This window comes from Actinomadura sp. 6K520 (genome assembly GCF_004349245.1).
Taxonomy (GTDB): Bacteria; Actinomycetota; Actinomycetes; order Streptosporangiales; family Streptosporangiaceae; genus Spirillospora.
This window is the reverse complement of the sequence record NZ_SMLC01000069.1, coordinates 19,664-35,785: the sequence shown is the minus strand read 5'-3', so window position 1 is coordinate 35,785 and position 16,122 is coordinate 19,664. Positions and strand designations below refer to the sequence as shown.

At 73.2% G+C, this 16,122-nt stretch carries 14 protein-coding genes; 8 read left to right on the top strand and 6 right to left on the bottom strand.

The window, feature by feature from the left end; translation table 11 throughout:
- The coding region (locus E1289_RS38275) for a hypothetical protein (RefSeq protein WP_207929038.1) at window positions 1-192 on the top strand (192 nt) is incomplete at its 5' end.
- Between the two features lie 34 nt (window positions 193-226).
- On the top strand, window positions 227-2,308 hold the full coding sequence (locus E1289_RS19495; RefSeq protein WP_131982137.1) for a hypothetical protein: 2,082 nt from the start codon (window positions 227-229) through the stop codon (window positions 2,306-2,308).
- Between the two features lie 40 nt (window positions 2,309-2,348).
- On the opposite strand, the gene E1289_RS19490 is transcribed toward E1289_RS19495, so the two are convergent.
- Both E1289_RS19490 and E1289_RS19485 read right to left on the bottom strand, forming a co-directional pair.
- Window positions 2,349-3,680: a DUF2252 domain-containing protein gene (locus E1289_RS19490; RefSeq protein WP_131982136.1), complete on the bottom strand. Its 1,332-nt coding sequence runs from the start codon at window positions 3,678-3,680 to the stop codon at window positions 2,349-2,351.
- 53 nt (window positions 3,681-3,733) lie between these two features.
- Window positions 3,734-4,792 carry an L-erythro-3,5-diaminohexanoate dehydrogenase gene (locus tag E1289_RS19485; RefSeq protein ID WP_131982135.1) on the bottom strand — a complete coding sequence of 353 codons (1,059 nt, stop codon included), beginning with the start codon at window positions 4,790-4,792 and terminating at the stop codon, window positions 3,734-3,736.
- 136 nt (window positions 4,793-4,928) lie between these two features.
- On the opposite strand from E1289_RS19485, the gene E1289_RS19480 reads away from it, so the two are divergent.
- From E1289_RS19480 to E1289_RS19460, 5 genes are all read left to right on the top strand, one after another.
- Window positions 4,929-6,314 carry a lysine 2,3-aminomutase gene (locus E1289_RS19480; protein WP_131982133.1) on the top strand — a complete coding sequence of 462 codons (1,386 nt, stop codon included), beginning with the start codon at window positions 4,929-4,931 and terminating at the stop codon, window positions 6,312-6,314.
- Between the two features lie 67 nt (window positions 6,315-6,381).
- Complete coding sequence (locus E1289_RS19475) at window positions 6,382-7,566, top strand: cytochrome P450 (protein ID WP_131982131.1); 1,185 nt, start codon at window positions 6,382-6,384, stop codon at window positions 7,564-7,566.
- A 60-nt stretch (window positions 7,567-7,626) separates the two neighbouring features.
- Entirely contained in the window at window positions 7,627-8,727 is a 1,101-nt protein-coding gene (locus E1289_RS19470) for a DUF3616 domain-containing protein (RefSeq protein WP_131982129.1), read from the top strand.
- A 60-nt stretch (window positions 8,728-8,787) separates the two neighbouring features.
- Complete coding sequence (locus E1289_RS19465) at window positions 8,788-10,008, top strand: acyl-CoA dehydrogenase family protein (protein ID WP_131982127.1); 1,221 nt, start codon at window positions 8,788-8,790, stop codon at window positions 10,006-10,008.
- Between the two features lie 165 nt (window positions 10,009-10,173).
- On the top strand, window positions 10,174-10,737 hold the full coding sequence (locus E1289_RS19460) for a DUF1707 and FHA domain-containing protein (protein ID WP_131982125.1): 564 nt from the start codon (window positions 10,174-10,176) through the stop codon (window positions 10,735-10,737).
- A 24-nt stretch (window positions 10,738-10,761) separates the two neighbouring features.
- Here E1289_RS19460 and E1289_RS19455 read toward each other — a convergent pair whose 3' ends face one another.
- Together E1289_RS19455 and E1289_RS19450 are read right to left on the bottom strand one after the other, a co-directional pair.
- Window positions 10,762-11,202: an Lrp/AsnC family transcriptional regulator gene (locus E1289_RS19455; RefSeq protein WP_131982123.1), complete on the bottom strand. Its 441-nt coding sequence runs from the start codon at window positions 11,200-11,202 to the stop codon at window positions 10,762-10,764.
- A gap of 73 nt (window positions 11,203-11,275) precedes the next feature.
- Window positions 11,276-12,298, bottom strand: a complete 1,023-nt coding sequence (locus E1289_RS19450) for a LacI family DNA-binding transcriptional regulator (protein WP_131982121.1) — start codon at window positions 12,296-12,298, stop codon at window positions 11,276-11,278.
- Between the two features lie 147 nt (window positions 12,299-12,445).
- Between E1289_RS19450 and ugpC the strand changes: the two genes are divergently transcribed.
- Complete coding sequence (gene ugpC / locus E1289_RS19445) at window positions 12,446-13,693, top strand: sn-glycerol-3-phosphate ABC transporter ATP-binding protein UgpC (RefSeq protein WP_131982119.1); 1,248 nt, start codon at window positions 12,446-12,448, stop codon at window positions 13,691-13,693.
- Between the two features lie 82 nt (window positions 13,694-13,775).
- On the opposite strand, the gene E1289_RS19440 is transcribed toward ugpC, so the two are convergent.
- On the bottom strand, window positions 13,776-14,729 hold the full coding sequence (locus E1289_RS19440; RefSeq protein WP_131982117.1) for a carbohydrate ABC transporter permease: 954 nt from the start codon (window positions 14,727-14,729) through the stop codon (window positions 13,776-13,778).
- Window positions 14,726-16,114 carry an ABC transporter permease subunit gene (locus tag E1289_RS19435; RefSeq protein ID WP_131982115.1) on the bottom strand — a complete coding sequence of 463 codons (1,389 nt, stop codon included), beginning with the start codon at window positions 16,112-16,114 and terminating at the stop codon, window positions 14,726-14,728. The genes E1289_RS19440 and E1289_RS19435 overlap by 4 nt, the downstream gene beginning before the upstream one ends.
- Window positions 16,115-16,122: the final 8 nt, after the last annotated feature.

Here is a 16,122-nt window from a genome sequence, read left to right as displayed (position 1 = left end):
CCCCCGCCGAGGACGCGGCAGCAGCCGCCCCCGCCGGAGCCCGAGCGGGAACCGGCGCCGGACGGTACCCGCACGGTCGCCCGCACGGCGAAGGAACCACCCGAGCGCCGCAACCCGCTGAGCACCTCGCTGGTCCTGGTCGTCATCGCGGTCGTCATCAGCGCGGGCACCGCCATCGCCTTCGCCCGCTGACGGCCGCCCCCGTACCCCCCCCCAGAATTGGGGCATGACGCTGCCGCGGCTCACCGAGGCCGAAGAACGAATGTGGACGGCCTTCCCGCGAGGCGAGTGGGTCGACCTGCGCACCGGCGACCCCGCGCAGGACGATGTCGGCGCCGCCGCGCACTGGGCCGGCGACCGCGTGATACGCGCCGAGGTGATCGCCGCGCTGCTGCTCGGCGCGGTCCCGCCCGACCCGGGCAGGCGCCCCGGGGTCCGGCTGCGCGGCGCCCGGATCGAGGGCCGCCTCGACCTCATCGGGGCCGAGGTCGGCTGCGCGCTGGTGTGCGAGCACTGCCACTTCGACGCACCGGTCCGGCTGGTCGAGGCGACCGCCCGGACGGTGCGGCTGGTGCGCTCGTCGCTGCACAGCCTCAACGCGGCGCGGCTCTGCATGAACGGCATCCTCAACCTGCACCTCAGCACCGTCCGCGCGGGGATCAGGCTCGACCGCGCCAGGATCAACGGGGAGATCTCACTGCGCGGCGCCCGGATCGGACCGGGCGACCGCGGCGTCGCGGTCGCCGCCGACGGCCTCGTCGTGGACGGCCAGTTGGAGGCCGACGAGGGGTTCCGCGCCGACGGGCCCGTGCTGCTGCGCGGGGGCCGCGTGGCGGCACGGTTGTGCCTGCAGGGTGCCGCGATCGTGGGCGCGGACGGGCACTCGGCAGCCCTGTCGCTCGACCGGACCACGATCGGCGGGGGGCTGCACGCCACCGCGCTGACCGTCCACGGCCATACCGCGCTGCGCAACACGCGCGTCGAAGGCGAGATCCTACTCGACTCGGCGGCCCTCCGCAACCCCGGCGGCGTGGCACTGGCCGCAGGCGGCCTCACAGTAGAGGGCCCGTTTCTCGCGGAACGCGGATTCGTGGCCGAAGGCGAGATGCGCATGCCCGGCGCCCAGATCCGCATGTTCCTCACCCTCGCCGGCGCCTCGCTGTCCGCACCGGACGGCGTCGCGCTCTGCGCGGACCGGGTCACAGTAGGCGACATCGAGGCCGCGGACCTGACCGTGGCAGGTGGACGGGTCAGCCTTGTCGGCGCGCAGGTCGGCAACGATCTCACCCTGACCGGGGCGGAGCTGGACGCCGGCCGCGGTGCGCGGCACAACGGCGAGAGGATCGCGCTCATCGCCGACAACATCACCGTCGGCGGCACCTTCGACTGCCAGCGGCTGCGGGCCCGCGGCGAGGTCCGCGCCGTCGTCGGCCGCGTCTCCGGGCGTCTCAGGCTGAACGACGCCCGCCTCGACAAGCCCGGGGGCCGCACCTGCCTGCGGCTGTCGCGGGCGGAGATCGCCGCCGACCTGTTCGCCACCGGCCTGCACGCGACCGGGCGGGTCAGGCTGTCGGGGACCAGGGTCGGCGGCCAGGTCGACCTCACCGGCGCCCGGCTCGCCGACCCCGGCGGCATCGCCCTGGACGCCCCCACCCTGCAGGCGGGCGAGCTCACCCTGCGGCCGTCCGAACCCGTCCGGGGCACGGTCGTCCTGGAGCACGCCCGCGTCGGCGTCCTGCACGACGACCCGCGGACCTGGGCGCGGGGGCTGTCGCTGAACGGCTTCGCCTACGAGAGCCTGGAGCCGCGGCTGCCCGCCCGCGAGCGGCTGCGCTGGCTGGCACTCGACCCGGCCGGCCACCACCCCCAGCCCTACGAGCGGCTGGCCGCCCACTACACCGCCCTGGGCCAGCCCGGCGAGGCGCGCCGAGTCCTGCTGGCCAAGGAACGCCTCGCCCACCGCACCGGCACCCCCGCCGGGCGGGTCTGGGGCATGCTGCAGGAGGCCGCGGTCGCCTACGGCTACCAGCCCTGGCGCGCCGTCCTGTGGCTGGCGCTGCTGGTGACCGCGGGCGGCCTGGTGTACGGGACGCACCCGCCCCGGCCGCTCAAGGCGGACGAGGCGCCGCACTTCAACCCCGTCGTCTACACCCTTGACCTCTTGCTGCCACTGGTCGACCTGGGGCAGCAGCGCGCATTCAACCCGGCCGGCGGGTACCAGTGGTTCTCCTACGCGCTGGTGGCCGCGGGCTGGATCCTGGTGACGGTGATCGCCGCGGCCGTGGCCCGCGTCCTGTCCCGCCGCTGACGAGGACCGGCCACGACCGGCGGGACCCCTGAGCGGCGTCCTACAGGCCGGGGATCTGGTGGTTGCGGAAGGCGTCCACGAAGTAGATGTGGTCGTCGCGAACGATCTCGGCGTACCGGGTGCCGAACGTGACCATCGCCTCGACGAACGCCGACTCGTCGTCGCCGATCACCGCGTTGATGGCGTCCTCGACCTGGAAGCCCACGAGCGTGTGGTCGGAGTCGGTGTCGGAGACGCAGTGCACCTTGGCGGTGGCGCGGCCGAGGTCGTCCAGCACCGACAGCATGTCCTCCGGCTCGGTGAGGCCGCCCCAGTCCAGGTCCTCCTCGTAGGGCGACAGCTCCTGGACGACGTAGCCGACACCGCCGATCTGGGTGTGGCCGAGCCACGGGTCGGCGTTGGCCTGCAGCGCGCGCCGGGACACGGCCGTGCGGTGCCCGTGGTGCTGGAAGTACTCGCGGATCCGGGCGTCGTCGACGACGCGGCTCGGGGCGGCGACGTTGCCCTGCTTCATCGACAGGACGACGTCGTTCTCCAGCGCCTGGGTGTTGCCCTCCACCAGGATGTTGTAGGCCGACAGCCCCGCGGACCCGATGCCGAAGCCGGACGCGCCGACGATGTCCTTGATCTCGTAGGTCAGGCTGCCGAAGCGCTTGTCGTCGGGGATCGTCGCCAGGTACTCCTCGTAGGCGGCCTCGACCTCGGCGCGCTCGTCGTCGCCGAGGCGGCGCACCCCCTGGCGGTCCCGGAACCGGCGGGTGTCCCCGTCCACGACCGTCATGCTCTCCAGCAGCCCGATGCGGGTGCCGCCCATCGCGGCGACCAGCACGTCCCGCACGTAGCCGTCGGTGGTGTCGAGGGTCAGCGCGAACTTCTCGTCGCCCTGGTGGGCGGCGAACCGGCGGACCTGGTCGACGTAGGCGCGCACGTAGGTCTCGATCAGCCGGCGGATGTCGTCGTCGGAGATCGCCTTCTGCCAGGCCAGCAGCGCCAGGCTCGCGACGAGGCGCTTGACGTCCCAGGTGAAGTGCCCGACGTACGCCTCGTCGTAGTCGTTGACGTCGAAGACGAACACGCCGTCGTCGTTCATGTAGGTGCCGAAGTTCTGCGCGTGCAGGTCGCCCTGGATCCACACGCGGGACGTGCGCTCGTCGGCCCACGGGTCGTCGTCGTGGGCGATGTCGGCGTAGAACAGGCAGGCGCTGCCCCGGTAGAACGCGAACGGGTCGGAGGCCATCTTGCGGAAGCGGCGGCGGAACTCGGCCGGGCTGCGCTCCATCAGGTCCGAGAACGCGTCGACCAGGACGTCGACGATCTGCGCCTGGCGTTCCTTGGGGTCCCGCCCGCGCAGTTCCTCGGTGATGCTCGCCATGCTCGACTCTCCTCGATGGTCGGATGCCCCGCCGCTGCCGGGGCTTTCCCGGATCATTGTGCCGAATCGCCTGCGGTCCTGGCGGTGAACAGCGCGCGAACGGCCGGCTCGGAGCGCACCAGGTCCAGCGCGGTCTCGGCGTGCCCGGGGACGTACCCGTTGCCGATGAGCATCGTGACGTCGGCGGCGAGGCCCTCCGCGCCGAGCGCGGCGGCCGGGAACGACGTCGCCATCGAGAAGAACACCACGGTGCCGCCGGGCGCGGTCGCCAGGATCGCGCCGTGCTCGCAGCCCGGCACGTCCACGCAGACGACGGTGACGTCGGCGGGCCCGCCGTTCGCGCGCCGGACCGCGGCGGCGACGGCGACCGGGTCGCGGGCGTCGGCCCGCACGACGGCGTCGGCGAGGCCCGAGGCGGCCAGCCGCTTCTCCTCCCCGGCGGTCGGGACCAGCCCGATCACGCGGGACGCCCCGGCGCGCCGCGCGGCGGCCAGCGACAGCGAGCCGCTCTTGCCGGCCGCGCCGAGGACCACCACGGCGGGGGCATCGCCGCGGGAGGCCACGACGCGGCGGGTGAGGGCGGGGGCGCCGCAGACGTCCATGACGGCGAGGGCCAGCGGGACGGGCAGGTCGCCGGGCAGCACCGCGGCGATGGACCGGGCGAACAGGATCGCGTGGCCCCGCGCGGGCACCTGCTCGGACAGGCCGTCCCAGCGGGCCAGGCCGTCGGTGACGGCCAGCGGCGTGAGGGTCAGCGAGACGAGGGTGGCGACGCGGTCGCCGGGCCGCAGCCCCAGCGGCGACTCCGGGCCCGCCTCCTCGACGACGCCGACGAGCATGCCGCCCGACCCGGTGACGGGATTGTGCATCTTGCCGCGCTCGGCGACGATCCGCAGCACCTCGGCCCTGATCGCGTCCGGGTCGCCGCCGTGGGCGGTGTGCAGCTGCCGGTAGGACGCGGCGTCCAGGTTGAGGCGCTCGACGCCGATGCGGACCTCGTCCTCCCGGATCCGCGGGTCCGGGTCCAGCCGGTCCGCCGCCTGCGGCAGTACGCCCGCGGGCTCCAGCACCCGGTGCAGCCCCACCGCCGTGCCCGTTCCGCCGTCGCTCATCGCCGTCCCGCCTCCCTGAAGCCACCGGGTTTTGTACAAGATGTATCGGATACGACTGGTTTCATCGAAAGTCTTCCCGTAATGTCGGCGACCTACAAGAGTTTTACGCGATCACGAGGCGAGGAGGCGGTCGACGATGACCACTGCCCTGCATCCGGACCGGGACACCGCCCGGTCTGCGGAGACCGCGCGCCAGCCGTACGCCTACCGGCGCCGGCCCCTGGAGGAGCCGGACTGGCGCCGCCTGCCCGGCTGGCGCGACGTCACGCGGGAGGAGTGGGAGTCGGCGCAGTGGCAGCGCGCCAACTGCGTGAAGAACCTGCGGCAGCTCCGCCGGGTCATGGGCGGCCTGCTGGACGAGTCCTTCTACGCCGACCTGGAGCGCGACCAGGCCGAGCGCGCGACGATGTCGATGCTGCTGCCGCCGCAGATGCTCAACACGATGGACTCCTCGTCCACCGGCGCCTTCCTCGCCGACCCGGTGCGGCGCTACATGCTCCCGGTGTTCGGCGACCGCCGCACCGACTGGCCGTCCCACCCCCACGCCAGCCGCGACTCGCTGCACGAGGCCGAGATGTGGGCGGTCGAGGGCCTCACGCACCGCTACCCCACCAAGGTCCTCGCCGAGATCCTGCCGACCTGCCCGCAGTACTGCGGGCACTGCACCCGCATGGACCTGGTCGGCAACTCCACCCCGAACGTCGACAAGCACAAGTTCACCGTCAAGCCGCAGGACCGGCTCGGCGCCATGCTCGACTACCTGCGCCGCAGCCCCGGCGTCCGCGACGTGGTCGTCTCCGGCGGCGACGTCGCCAACATGCCGTGGGCGCGCCTGGAGTCGTTCGTCGGCTCCCTGCTGGACATCGACAACATCCGCGACATCCGGCTGGCCAGCAAGGCCCTCATGGGGCTGCCCCAGCACTGGCTGCAGGACGACGTCCGCGCCGGCATGGAGCGCCTGGCCGCCAAGGCCCGCGAGCGCGGCGTGCAGATCGCGATCCACACCCACGTGAACGCCGCCCAGTCCGTGACGCCGCTGGTGGCCAGGGCCGCCCGCGCCATGCTCGACACCGGCATCCGCGACGTCCGCAACCAGGGCGTGCTGCTGCGCGGCGTCAACGACACCCCCGAGGCGCTCCTCGACCTCTCGTTCGCGCTCCTCGACGAGGCCGAGATCGTGCCGTACTACCTGTACATGTGCGACATGATCCCCTACAGCGAGCACTGGCGGCTCGCGGTCTGGGAGGCCCAGGAACTGCAGCACACCATCATGGGCTACCTTCCCGGCTTCGCCACCCCGCGGATCGTGTGCGACGTCCCGTACGTCGGCAAGCGCTGGGTGCACCAGCTCGCCGACTACGACCGCGAACGCGGCATCTCCTACTGGACGAAGAACTACCGCACCGCACTGGAGATGTCCGACCCTGACGCGCTGACCAGGCGGTACGAGTACCACGACCCGATCTATACCCTGCCGGAGCGCGGTCGCGAGTGGTGGCGGAGGCAGTTGAAGGCCGCGTGAGCCCGCGGGCATCCGGCCCGGCGCCTTTACATTGTAGATCAATAACTTCCGGGCTATCCTCGGGCCCGTGACCTCTGCCCTGACCTCCCGGTTCCCGGCCGGCGCCGCCGTCTCGGCCGCCGCCCTGGCGGACGACCCGCACCCGCACCTGGCGCGGCTGCGGGCGCGCGAGCCGGTGTCCTGGCTCCCCGCGCTGGGCGGCTGGCTGGTCACCTCCCGGGACCTGGCACTGCGGGTGATGCGCGACGCGGACGCCTTCACCGTGGACGACCCGCGCTTCTCCACCGCGCAGGTCGTCGGCCCGAGCATGCTGTCGCTGGACGGCCCCGCCCACACCCGGCACCGCGACCCGTTCGCGCGCCCCTTCCGGCCGGCCGCGACCCGCGAGCGGTTCACCGCGTTCACCGAGGCCGAGGCCGCCCGGCTCGTCGGCGGCCTGGCGCCCGCGGGCCGGGCCGAGCTGCGCGGCGAGCTGGCCGGGCCGCTGGCCGTCGCCGTCGTCACCGAGGCGCTCGGGCTGGACGGGGTCGACGCGGCCACCGTCCGGTCCTGGTACGGGGCGTTCGTGGAGGCCGTCTCCGCCATCACCGCCGGCGGCGCCCCGCCCGCCCGCACCGCCGAGGCGTACCGGCTGCTCGGCGCCGCCGTCGCGGACGCCGTCGCCGCCTCCCGCCCCGGGTCGCTGCTCGCCGGGGCCGCGCGGGACGAGGCGGGCCTGACCGCCGCCGAGGTCGTCGCCAACGCGGCGGTCCTGATGTTCGGCGGCATCGACACCACCGAGGGCATGATCGCCAACGCCGTGCTGCACCTGCTCGGCCACCCCGGGCAGCTGCGGCTCGTCCTGGACGACCGGGAGCTGCTGCCCGCCGCGATCGAGGAGTCGCTGCGGCTGGAGCCGTCCGCGTCGGTCGTGGACCGGTACGCCACCCGCGACACCGCCCTCGGCGGGGCGCCGGTGCGCGCGGGCGACCTGGTCCGCGTGTCGATCGCCGGCGCCAACCGCGACCCGGCGGTGTTCCCCGACCCGGACCGCTACGACGTGCGGCGGGCGAACGCCGCCGAGCACCTGGCGTTCGCGCACGGCCCGCACTTCTGCTTCGGCTCCCACCTGGCCCGGCTGGAGGCCCGCGCGGCGATCGCCGCGCTGCTGGACCGGCTTCCCGGGCTGCGGCTCGACCCGTCCCGCCCGGCGCGCCCGCGGGGCCTGGTGTTCCGCAGACCGCCCCGGCTGGACGTCTGCTGGGAGACCTGACGGCCGGTTCCGGTCTGCGCAAAATACCCGCTGACCTCGCCTTTATGGGAGCATCCCCCAATGGACGCCGAACGCCGAGTCGTACTTCGCTTCGCCGAGGAGAGCCGGGAAGCCGAGACGCACACCAACCTGTCCGCCGTGCGCCAGGACGGCCGCTGCCTGTGGGTCGCGGGCGACGAGACGGCCACCGTCGAGCGGCTGACCGCCGTGCACGACGAGGACGGGCGCGTCACCGCCTACGCCGGCCAGCGGACCGTGGCGCTCGCCGACCTCGTCCCGCTGCCCGCCGGCCCCGGCGAGGAGGCCGACATCGAGGGGCTGGCGCGCGGCGACGGCTGGCTCTGGGCGATCGGCTCGCACAGCCTCAAGCGCAAGCGGATCAAGCCCGGGCACGACGACGCGAAGTCCCGCCGGCGGCTCGCCAAGGTCGTGCGCGAGGACAACCGCTTCATCCTGGCGCGGCTCCCCCTGGTCACCGGCGACGACGGGCTGCCGGAGCCCGTCCGCGAGGACGGGGACCGCACGGCGGCCGTGCTCGGGCTGAACAAGGACTCCATCACCGACCTGCTGGGGGACGACCCGCACCTGGCGCCGTTCCTGGCCATCCCGAGCAAGGACAACGGCATCGACATCGAGGGCGTCGCCGCCCACGGCGACCGCCTCTACGTCGGCCTGCGCGGGCCGGTGCTGCGGGGCTGGGCCGTCCTCATCGAGATCCGCCCCGGCACGGACCCGCAGGACCCCCGCCGGCTGCGGCTGCTGCCGCTCTCGGACGACGGCGCGCTCTACCACACCCACTTCATGGACCTCGGCGGCCTCGGCATCCGGGACCTGTGCCCCCACGGCGACGACCTGCTCGTCCTCACCGGGCCCAGCATGGACCTCGACGGGCCGGTGCGCGTCGTGCGGTGGCGCGGCGCGGTCACCGCCGACGCGCCGGAGATCGTCACCTCCGGCGACCTGGAGGTGCTGGGCGACCTCCCCTACGGCGACGGCGACGACCACGCCGAGGGGATCGCCGTCCTGGAGGAGTCGGACGGCTCCGCGCTCCGCCTGCTCGTCGTGTACGACAGCCCGGCCCCGGGCCGGCTGACCGAGGACGGCGGCGTCATCGCCGACGTGGTGCGGATCGGCGGCCGAGCCGCCGCACCACCCGAATAAGCGCTCGCTTGCGCCGGTCTGCTTGGATGGGACGGTCACCCCCAGGAAGGCAGAACGAGCATGATCGAGTGGTCCGACGAAGACCTGATGATCCGGGACGCGGTGCGCGGCTGGATCGACGCGGAGGTCCGGCCGAACCTGGACGCGCTGGAGTCGGGCGACCTGCCGCCGTACGACCTGCTCCGCAACCTGTTCAAGACGTTCGGCATGGACGAGATGGCCCGCGCGTCCTTCCGCGCCCGGCAGGAGCGCGACCAGGCCGGATCCGCCGGCGCGGACGGGGACGGGGACGCGGCGGAGCGGTCCGGTGGCGGCGGCGCGGCGATGTCCATGCTGCCGATCATCGAGCTGTGCAAGGTCGCGCCCGGCCTGGTCTCGGCGATGGGCGTCGGCCTCGGCCTCGCCGCCGGGACCATCATGAAGCGCGGCACGGCCGAGCAGCGCGAGCGCTGGGCCCTCGACCTGCTCACCCTCGACAAGGTCGGCGCCTGGGCCATCACCGAGCCCGGCTCCGGCTCCGACGCGTTCGGCGGCATGCAGGCCACGGCCAGGAAGTCCGGCGACGAGTACGTCCTCAACGGCAGCAAGACGTTCATCACCAACGGCCCCTACGCCGACACCATCGTCTTCTACTGCAAACTCGATGACGGGCGGGCCCCCCGCGACCGCGAGATCCTCACGTTCGTCCTCGACCGCGGCATGGAGGGGCTGGAGCAGAGCAGGCCGCTGCGCAAGATGGGCCTGCACTCCTCCCCCACCGGCGAGCTGTTCCTCAGCGACGTGCGCGCCGGCGCCGACCGGCTCCTCGCCTCCGGATCCGGCAGCGGCAAGGACTCCGCCCGGCAGAACTTCGTCACCGAGCGCGCCGGCGTCACCGCCATGGCCCTCGGCGTCATCGAGGAGTGCCTGAAGCTGTCGGTCGAGTACGCCAAGACCCGCGAGCTGTGGGGGCAGCGGATCGGCGACTTCCAGCTCATCCAGCTGAAGCTGGCCAAGATGGAGGTCGCGCGGCTCAACGTCCAGAACCTGGTGTTCCGGCACATCGAGATGCAGCGGGCGGGCCGCACCCCGACCCTCGCCGAGGCGTCGGCGATGAAGCTGTACTCCGCCCAGGCCGCCAGCGAGGTCGCGCAGGAGGCCGTGCAGCTGTTCGGCGGCAACGGCTACATGAGCGAGTACCGCGTCGAGCAGCTCGCCCGCGACGCCAAGTCGTTCCAGATCTACGCCGGGACCGACGAGATCCAGATCACCCACATCGCGCGCGACCTGCTGTCGTCCTGACCGCCCCGCGTACGCTCCGCTGGTGGCCCGCGGGGGCGTACGCGCCGCGAACTTTCGCGGGCGGTCCGCCGTCGAACAGGTGGGGGGCGGGTGAGGGCGATCGCCCGTCCCCCGCCCGAGGTCCTTTCTGGACAAGCCGACGATGGGGACTGGATACTCACAGCTATGGACGGTCAGCCCTCATTCCCGGTGAGAGCGTCCGACATGGAACGGGACCGGGTCCTGCGCGTCCTCAGCGACCGCGTGGCCGAGGGCCGGATGTCGAACGAGACCTTCGAACGGCGCGTCGACCAGGTGCTGCAGGCCCGCAGCCGGGCCGAGCTGGCCGACATCGTGCACGACCTGCCGCCCACCGGCCGCGTCGTGCGGCGGCTCACCGGCATCATCTCCTCGGTGTCGCAGGTGACGGCGCGGGTCGAGGCGGCCTGGCGGGCGCCGCGGCTGCCGCGGTTCATGCTTCCGCCCGGCGACCTGGGCCGCATCGTCGTGGGCCGCGCCCCCGGCTGCCAGTTCATCCTCCCCGACCTGACCGTCTCGCGGTTCCACGCCGAGATCTACCGCGCCGACGAGGGCTGGATGATCTCCGACCTCGGCTCGATGAACGGCACCCGCGTCAACGGCTGGCGGCTCACCGGCCCCGCCCGCGTCCGCCCGGGCGACGAGGTCGGCTTCGGCAACTCCAGCTTCATCGTCACCGCGCCCGCCTCCCCCGGCTCCCCGGGGACCTGAGGCGCCGGCCCCGCCGGCGGGCGGTCACAGGGGCGGGCGGCGCGACTCCCAGGGCGTGCTGAGGACGACCGTCGTGCGCGTCGCGACGTTCGCCGCGGCGCGGATGTTCTGCAGCAGCTCCTCCAGCTCGTTCGGCGACCCGACGCGGACCTTGAGGATGTAGCTCTCCTCCCCCGCCACCGAATGGCACGCCTCGATCGCCGGGAGGTGCGCGAGCCGCTCGGGCGCGTCGTCGGGCGCGGCCGGGTCGATCGGCTTGATCGACACGAACGCGGTCAGCGGCAGCCCGATCTGCCGGCTGTCCAGCTGGGCCGCGAACCCCACGATGACGCCGCGCTTCTGCAGCCGCCGGACGCGCTGGTGCACCGCCGACACCGAAAGGCCGGTCTCCTTGGCCAGGTCGGTGAAACTCATCCGCCCGTCGTCGGCCAGCAGCGCCATGATCTGACGATCGATGTCCTCCACGCGGGAAATCTAGCGTGCCCGGGCCCGTGCCGGGGACCGATTCGCCCGGTGCCGCCCCCGCGGGGCGGTGCGCTCAGCGGCGGGCGGGGCGCAGCGGGCCGCAGCTGCCGCGCACGACCAGCTCGGTCGGCAGCAGCACCGGCCCGCCCCTGCCCCGGCGGGCCGGCTCGCGCAGCAGCATCTCGCAGGCGCGGTAGCCGATGTCGCGGCCGGGCCGCGCGACCGCGGTGAGCGGCGGGTCGCACAGCTCCGCCCAGGCGACGTCGTCGACCATCGCGATCGACACGTCCGCGGGGACCCGCAGGTCCAGCTCGCGGGCCACCAGCACCGCGGCCTCGCCGAGCCGGTGCCCCGCGGCGAGCACGGCGGTGACGTCGTCGCGGCGCTGCAGCAGCCCGGCGGCGGCCGCGTAGGCGGCGTCGCCGGCCGGGCGGGCCGCGACGACCAGGTCCTCCTCAACGGGCACGCCGAGCTGGGCGAGGGTGTCGCGGAACGCGCCCTCCCGCACGCGCGACGCGCTGCGGGGGGCCGCACCGAGGAACCCGATGCGGCGGTGCCCGAGCCCGGCGAGGTACTCGGTGAGGGACCGCACGCCGCCGGCGTCGTCGGCCAGCACGGCCGGGATCTCCGGCAGCCCCGGCAGGGCGCGGCCGGCGAAGACGACGCTGGAGCACACCCGGGCGGCGCCGCGCCAGTCGGCCTCGGCCCCGGCGGGCTGCGCGATGACGCCGTCGACGCGCTGCTCGACGAGCCGCTCGACGATCTCGGCCTCGCGGGACGGGTCGCCGTGCGCGGCGTCCACGATGACGTGCTCGCCGAGGGTGCGGGCGCACGCGAGGACGCCCGCGATGAGCTCGGCGCAGAACGGGTCGGTCACGTCGGGCACGACCAGGCCGATGCCGCCGCTGCGCCGCAGCTTGAGGCCGCGGCCGAGGGCGCTCGGCCGGTAGTCCAGCTCGCGGGCCGCGGCCAGCACGCGCTCGCGGGTGGCGGCGCCGACCGAGCCGGTGCCGGAGAACACCCGCGAGACCGTGGCGATGCCGACGCCCGCCGACGCCGCCACGTCCTTGATGGTCGCCGGCCCGCGCGATGCCATGGATCGACCGCCCCCTCCGCCCGTTTCCGATCATCTTCTCACGACACTCCCTCCCATGGAAACGTTTCCATGATGTTTACTCCAAAAAGCGCAATAAAGACCCTGCTCGTCAGGGGTTAATGGAAACGTTTCCATGAAGGGGTACGGATGGCGAAGATCGTGCTGGACCAGGTCGACAAGGTCTACTCCGGCGGCGTCAAGGCCGTGGACGGCCTTGACCTGGAGATCCGCGACGGCGAGTTCATGGTGCTGGTCGGCCCGTCCGGCTGCGGCAAGTCCACCGCGCTGCGGATGATCGCGGGCCTGGAGGAGATCACGGGCGGGAAGATCTCGATCGGCGACCGGATCGTCAACGACCTCGCTCCCAAGGACCGCGACATCGCGATGGTCTTCCAGAACTACGCGCTCTACCCGCACATGACCGTCGAGCAGAACCTGGCGTTCGGCCTCAAGCTGCGCGGCATGCCGAAGTCGGAGATCAAGCAGAAGGTCCGCGAGGCCGCCAAGATGCTGGGGCTGGAGCAGTACCTGTCCCGCAAGCCGGCCGCGCTGTCGGGCGGTCAGCGGCAGCGGGTCGCGATGGGCCGCGCGATCGTCCGCCAGCCGCAGGCGTTCCTCATGGACGAGCCGCTGTCCAACCTGGACGCCAAGCTCCGCGTGTCCATGCGCGCCTCCCTCAGCCAGCTGCACGAGCGCCTCGGCGTCACCACCGTGTACGTCACCCACGACCAGGTGGAGGCCATGACGCTCGGCTCGCGCGTCTGCGTGCTGCGCGACGGCCAGCTGCAGCAGGTCGACACCCCGCAGCGGCTGTTCGACAACCCGGTCAACCTGTTCGTGGCCGGCTTCATCGGCTCCCCCGCGATGAACTTCGTCTCCGCCCAGCTCAGCGCCGGCGACGGCGGCGCCCAGATCTCCTTCGCCGGGTACACGCTGCCGGTCCCGGCCGCGGTCATCGACGGCCGCCCGGGCCTGCGGGACTACCTCGGCCGCACCGTCATCCTCGGCATCCGCCCGTCGGACTTCGAGGACGCCGCGCACGCCAACTCCGAATGGGCGCCGATGTCGGTGCGCAGCAGCGTCACCGAGGAGCTCGGCAGCGAGATCAACGTCATCTTCACCATCGACGCCCCGCCGGTCGAGCACAAGGACACCGCCGACCTGGCCTCCGACGCCACCGAGGGCGAGGAGGACATGACGATCCCCCTGGTCGACAACAAGGCGCTGTGGACGGCCCGGGTCAACTCCCGCTCGCACGTGCGCCCGAACCAGCAGGTGGACCTCGCCGTCGACACCCGCCGGCTGCACTTCTTCGACCCGACCAGCGGCCTGGCCATCGGGCACCCCGGCGCCCGGCGGCACGCCGGCGCGACGTCCCTGGACAAGACCTCCTGACCCGGCCCGGCGGACGGCGGAGCCCCGCGGCCCTCCCCGGGCCGCGGGGCTCCGCCGCGCTCACGTCACCGGACCGGCGCGGTCACTTCACCGAACCCGCGAGGACGCCCTGCACGAAGTACCGCTGGAAGGCGAAGAACACCGCCAGCGGGACGATCAGCGACAGGAACGCGCCCGGCGCCAGGATGTCGATGTTGCCGGTGAACTGCCGCATCTGCGACTGCAGCCACTTGGTCATCGGCTGCGCCTCGGTGTCGGCGAACACCAGCGCGACCAGCAGGTCGTTCCACACCCACAGGAACTGGAAGATGCCGAGCGAGGCGATCGCCGGGCCGCCCAGCGGGAAGATCACCCGCCGGAAGATCGTCCACTCCGAGCCGCCGTCCATCCGCGCGGCCTCCAGCAGGTCCCGGGGGATCGCCGCGAAGAAGTTGCGCAGCAGGAAGATCGCGAACGGCAGGCCGAACGCGACGTGGAACAGCACCACGCCGGTCACGGACCCGAACATCTGCCAGCCGCCGAACTGGATGTTGCCGTACAGCTTGGCGACCGGGATCAGCGCGACCTGGACCGGCACCACCAGCAGCGCCACCACCAGCAGGAACAGCCAGTCCCGGCCGGGGAACTCCATCCAGGCGAACGCGTAGGCGGCCAGCGAGGCGATCGCCACGACCAGCAGCGTCGCCGGGACCGTGATCAGGATCGTGTTCCAGAACGAGTCGACGAAGTCGGGCTTGTCGAGCAGCGCGGAGTAGGACTCCAGGGTCAGTTGCGTCGGCTCGGTGAACACGTTCCACCAGCCGCTGGCGGCGTTGTCCTCGTTGGAGCGCAGCGACGCCACCAGCAGCCCGAACGTCGGCACCAGCCAGAACAGCGCGATCAGGACCAATACCGCCTGGGCGGCCCCGCCGCCCATCCTGCCGACGACGCGGGCGGCCACGCCGCGGCGCGGCGACCCGGCCGCGCCGTTCCGGTCCGCCGCCGTCCCGCCGCCCGGCCCGTCCGGGTTCTTGGCGACCTTCTCCGCGGTGCTCATTTGCGCTCCTGCCGCATTCGCCGGATGTTGAACAGCATGGCGGGCGCGACGAGCACGAACAGCAGCACGGCGATGGCGCTGCCGGCCCCCTGGTCGTTCCCGCCGCCGAACGCCTCGGTCCACATCTCCAGCGCGAGCACGCTGGCGTTCGGATCGCCGCCGCCGATGATGTACACCAGGTCGAACACCTTCAGCACGTTGATGGTAAGGGTGACCGCCACCACCATGAGGACCGGCGCGAGCAGCGGGATCGTCACCCGCCGGAACACCTGCCATTCGGTGGCCCCGTCCACCCGCGCCGCCTCGAGCGCGTCGCGGGGGATCGCGGCGAGCCCGGCGGCGATCAGGACCATCGCGAAGCCGGACCACACCCACAGGTACGACCCGATGATCGCGGGGGTGATGAGCGTGCTGCCGAGCCACTCCGCGCCCCGGTAGGGGGTGCTGAAGTTGTCGGCGGGCAGCCGGATCGTGTACGCCCCGTCGGGCACGTCCGCCATCGTGAACGTACCGTCGGCGTTCGTGGTGACGGTCGCGACCACCTCGCCGCCGCGCAGCGCCTCGACCGTGACGCCGGGCAGCCCGGTCTCGCCCGCGTTGGGGACGTTCGGCTCACCGCCGCCGCCCCGGGTGAAGTCGAACCAGACCGTCCCGGTCACCTGCCCGGCCCGCGCGGGCGGCGGCTGCGCGGCCGGCTCGGCGTCCTGCGGCACGTACTCCGGCTTGACCTTCACCAGCGGCATGAGCACGGTCTGCCCGCCCGAGTGGGTGCCGGTCGTGGCCACCCCGCCGGCCTCCTCGCGCAGCGGCTGGTCGCCGCCGCCGCGGGGGCCGGCGCCCGGGTACCCGACGTCCTGCGCGAACGTGTCGTGGATCGCGACCATCGCGGCGTTCGCCACGCCCTTGTCGGGGTCCTGCTGGTACACCAGCCGGAAGATCACGCCGGATGCCAGGAACGAGATCGCCATCGGCATGAACACCACGAGCTTGAACGCCGTCGCCCACCGGATCCGCTCGGTGAGGACGGCGAAGAACAGGCCGACGATGGTGACCACGCTCGGGGCCACCACGACCCAGACGGCGGTGTTGCGCACCGCGATGAGGTTCTCGCGCCCCTGGAAGACCCCGGTGTAGTTGTCCACGCCGGCGAAGGCGTCGCCGGAGGCGTCGAAGAGGCTGCGGATCACCGAATAGACGATCGGGTACACCACGAGGAACCCGAGCAGCGCCAGCGCCGGCAGCAGGAACAGCAGGGCCAGCCACGACGGCGGGGTCAGCCGCTCGCGTGCCCGGCGCTTGCGGGGCGGGTCGGGGGCGGGTTCGGCGACGGCGGCGGCGCCGCCGGCCGTGGCGGCCGGCGGCACCCCGTCTTTCGGAGCCTTCATCCAGGTTC

What these genes read in the sequence shown, in the direction of transcription:
- E1289_RS19495 (WP_131982137.1), top strand. Translation starts at nt 227, where the DNA reads ATGACGCTGCCGCGGCTCACCGAGGCCGAAGAACGAATGTGGACGGCC.
- E1289_RS19490 (WP_131982136.1), bottom strand. Translation starts at nt 3,680, where the DNA reads ATGGCGAGCATCACCGAGGAACTGCGCGGGCGGGACCCCAAGGAACGC.
- E1289_RS19485 (WP_131982135.1), bottom strand. Translation starts at nt 4,792, where the DNA reads ATGAGCGACGGCGGAACGGGCACGGCGGTGGGGCTGCACCGGGTGCTG.
- E1289_RS19480 (WP_131982133.1), top strand. Translation starts at nt 4,929, where the DNA reads ATGACCACTGCCCTGCATCCGGACCGGGACACCGCCCGGTCTGCGGAG.
- E1289_RS19470 (WP_131982129.1), top strand. Translation starts at nt 7,627, where the DNA reads ATGGACGCCGAACGCCGAGTCGTACTTCGCTTCGCCGAGGAGAGCCGG.
- E1289_RS19465 (WP_131982127.1), top strand. Translation starts at nt 8,788, where the DNA reads ATGATCGAGTGGTCCGACGAAGACCTGATGATCCGGGACGCGGTGCGC.
- E1289_RS19460 (WP_131982125.1), top strand. Translation starts at nt 10,174, where the DNA reads ATGGACGGTCAGCCCTCATTCCCGGTGAGAGCGTCCGACATGGAACGG.
- E1289_RS19450 (WP_131982121.1), bottom strand. Translation starts at nt 12,298, where the DNA reads ATGGCATCGCGCGGGCCGGCGACCATCAAGGACGTGGCGGCGTCGGCG.
- ugpC (WP_131982119.1), top strand. Translation starts at nt 12,446, where the DNA reads ATGGCGAAGATCGTGCTGGACCAGGTCGACAAGGTCTACTCCGGCGGC.
- E1289_RS19440 (WP_131982117.1), bottom strand. Translation starts at nt 14,729, where the DNA reads ATGAGCACCGCGGAGAAGGTCGCCAAGAACCCGGACGGGCCGGGCGGC.
- E1289_RS19435 (WP_131982115.1), bottom strand. Translation starts at nt 16,114, where the DNA reads ATGAAGGCTCCGAAAGACGGGGTGCCGCCGGCCGCCACGGCCGGCGGC.